Here is a 2,893-nt window from a genome sequence, read left to right on the forward strand (position 1 = left end):
ATCTCCGGGTCGAGGCATGCGGAAGCGTCGACGAGCTGAACGCAGCCATCGGCCTTGCCGTCGCGGCGGGGCCACCGGATGAAATGCGCGGCTGGCTGGGGCGCATCCAGAACGACCCGCGTCGGCCGCTGCATCGGCGAACTGCTCGAGGACCGCGCTCCAGCCGCCGGTAGCACGCCCGCGACCACGAACCGGGACGGACGCCTGCGCGGCGACCTCCGTAGCACTTTCTAGTGGAACACCACCGATGCCTCGGGCTGTCGCGGTCATCGCTCTGCTCGCTGCGAACTTGTGTCCTGATACGTACCCCCCGGTACATAGGCCAGGGACAACGACCCAAGACTCGGCTGACCTTCGACTGCGGGGTGAAAGGTGTCGCCGATGCGGCGCGTTGGCTTGTCCCAGGACTGCCTCGGCTGGGGGAGAGCGCCTGGCCCGGCGATGACGTGGTGGTAGATACTATTACCCGGTAGGGGTATATGTACTGGAACGGAGAGGGTCGCGATGAGTCAGCTCACGGTTTTGTTCTGTGGTGCCACCGGTCGCCTCGGAGCGCTGACCCCACTACTGCTTGATCGCGGCCATCGGGTGCTGGCGGCTACCCGTGAGCCGGGATCGGCGCGAGCACAACAACTGCGGGAGCGCGGGACGCAAATCGTGCGAGTGGACTTCGATGAGATAGCGAGCCTGGAGGTGGCCGCGAGCCGGGCCGATGCTCTGGTGGCTGCCGGTACCGCGCACGCAGCCGGCCCGGTCAGCGATCTCCGCCACGGTCGCAACATCATTGACGCCGCCAGGGTCGCCGGAGTGGGCCATCTGATCTACCTGACGGTCGCCGGCGCTGACCGCTCGACCGGTGTGCCAGTCATGGACAGTAAGCACGAGGTCGAGCGGTATCTCCGCCACTCGGGCGTGCCGCACACGATCATTGCACCGGTCTACTTCATGGAGAACCTGTGGAACCCGTGGAACACGCCGGTGCTGGCCAGCGGCCGGCTGCCGTCTCCGGTGTCCCGCTCCAAGCCGCTACAGCAGATCCCAATCGCAGAGGGTCTGTTGCATTGAGCGATCGCAACTGATCTTCGCAGGAGGATTTGCGGTTGGCACCCTACCCAGCACACCCGGGACCGCCTATGAGACCTCAGCGGTGCCGGCGGGAGGCGCACCGAAGGGTTCCGGCAGTAAGATTTCCAGTCAAGATCACTCGCGATGGCTCAATGCAACAGACCCGTCCAGGTCGCTGGTAGGCCGCCGGATCGACACCTGGCGCAGACCGGGTACGTCGCTCAGGACGCACCGTTGTGGCCGCGGTTGCGCGTCGCGGATGTGCTTGAGCTGGGCCGATGCATGAATCCACGCTTCGACGCGCAGCTGGCCGAGGCGCGTATCCGGGCGCTCGAGATCCCGCGTCGGGTCCGCATCCACACGCTGTCTGGCGGGCAACGAGCGCAGGTTGCGCTGACCCTGGTGCTGGCGAAAGGGCCGGACCTGTTGCTGTTGGACGAGCCCTTGGCGAATCTGGACCCGCTGGCCAGGCGTGAGTTCCTGACCTCGATGCTCGTTTCCTGCGCCGAGTACGGGGTCGCGGTGTTGTTCTCCTCCCACGTGATCGCGGAGCTCGAGCGCATCTGCGATTACCTCATCGTGCTGCGGGCTGGGCGGGTGCAGACCGCCGGCGACATCGACGAACTGCGCGCCAGCCACCGGGTGGTGATCGGCCCTCTCGACTGGCCGCAACGCAGCGGGATCCCCGTGGTCAGCGCCACCAAGACCGCGGGCCGGACTGTCGCGCTGGTGCGCATCGAGTCCGGCACGAGAATCGGGCCGGGCTTGGATGAATCCGAGCCGACCTTCGACGAGCTGGCGCTGGGCTATCTCGCCGCACCGGCTCCGCTGGTTAGCGAGGTGCCGGCATGAGGTGCCTGCTCTGGCGCCTGCACCGCGGACAGCTGCTGTGGACGGCAATCGTGCTCGCGGTCGGCTGCGCCGTCATGGCATTGGTCGCGCAGAGCGCCGACCGGTGGCTCGCACACTACGAGCATTGGCAGGCGCAGCTAGGCAAGGCCGGCTGCCCGCTACCGAGCGACGGCGGTAGTTTCGTGCGCGCCCCGCCGCCCGCATGCCAGGCGCTGCTGTCGCGCTACTCCAGCGGGAAACAGGAGTCGTTCGTGCACGCCTACAACTTCGCCATCCCGGCGTTCGAGGAAGGCCTTCCCCTGCTCGTGGTCGTCATCGGTGTGCTCGTTGGAGCTCCGCTGGTGGCCCGGGAGGTTGAGCAGCGCACCCAGCTCGTCGCCTGGACCCAGTCTGTTTCGCGCCGCCGGTGGTACGCAACCAAGACCAGCATCTTGGCCGCCTGCCTGGCCTTTGCTGGACTGGTCGCCGGCCTGGCCAACGACCGCGTCCAGATCCCGCTCACCCGCGGCGGCCTGACCAGCTCGCGCTGGATCTGGTTCTTCTCCATCGACCTCGCCCCCGCCGCCGAGGCCGTGCTCGCCTTCGCTCTCGCCGTCACGATCGGCGCCTACCTCCGGCGCACCCTCGCCGCCATCGGCGCCGCGCTGATCGGCTTCCTCGCCCTGTTCCTGCTCACCGGCTGGATCGTGCGCTCCCTCACTCCGGTGTCTCGGGCGACTGGACCGCGAGGAACGCCCGACAACAGTTGGGGTATCGGAGGCGGCCAATACCACCCCGCCGGCCAGTACTGGCCGCTCCAACTCATCTACGTCGCGATCCTGCTCCTGCTCGCCGCAGCACTGCTTGCCGCCGGCTGGCGAGCCACCCGGCCACGAAACATCGTCTGACCCCACGACCTCGCAAAGCACACCGCACCACCGCTAACCAACACCGAATCGTGCTGATCACAAGCCTGAGATCTATCTGTCCGGCTCAC

Annotated in this window: 4 protein-coding genes; all 4 read left to right on the forward strand. The window is 67.3% G+C overall.

Features of this window, described 5'->3' with window-relative positions; all coding sequences use genetic code 11:
* Positions 1-173, forward strand: a 173-nt coding sequence (locus VGR06_RS43865) for a hypothetical protein (protein ID WP_414637224.1), incomplete at its 5' end; no start/stop codon positions are given.
* 331 nt (positions 174-504) lie between these two features.
* A complete protein-coding gene (locus VGR06_RS11275; RefSeq protein WP_327558962.1) occupies positions 505-1,065 on the forward strand; it encodes an NmrA family NAD(P)-binding protein in 561 nt (186 codons plus the stop codon).
* A gap of 144 nt (positions 1,066-1,209) precedes the next feature.
* A complete protein-coding gene (locus tag VGR06_RS11280) occupies positions 1,210-1,917 on the forward strand; it encodes an ATP-binding cassette domain-containing protein (RefSeq protein WP_327558963.1) in 708 nt (235 codons plus the stop codon).
* Positions 1,914-2,804, forward strand: coding sequence for a hypothetical protein (locus tag VGR06_RS11285; RefSeq protein ID WP_327558964.1), 891 nt, complete (start codon positions 1,914-1,916; stop codon positions 2,802-2,804). The genes VGR06_RS11280 and VGR06_RS11285 overlap by 4 nt, the downstream gene beginning before the upstream one ends.
* The last annotated feature ends 89 nt before the right edge of the window (positions 2,805-2,893 follow it).

The organism is Actinophytocola sp. (assembly GCF_036002505.1).
Taxonomy (GTDB): Bacteria; Actinomycetota; Actinomycetes; order Mycobacteriales; family Pseudonocardiaceae; genus DASYTH01.

Coding starts and splice junctions, on each gene's coding strand:
- VGR06_RS11275 (WP_327558962.1), top strand. CDS start 505: ATGAGTCAGCTCACGGTTTTGTTCTGTGGTGCCACCGGTCGCCTCGGA.
- VGR06_RS11280 (WP_327558963.1), top strand. CDS start 1,210: ATGGCTCAATGCAACAGACCCGTCCAGGTCGCTGGTAGGCCGCCGGAT.
- VGR06_RS11285 (WP_327558964.1), top strand. CDS start 1,914: ATGAGGTGCCTGCTCTGGCGCCTGCACCGCGGACAGCTGCTGTGGACG.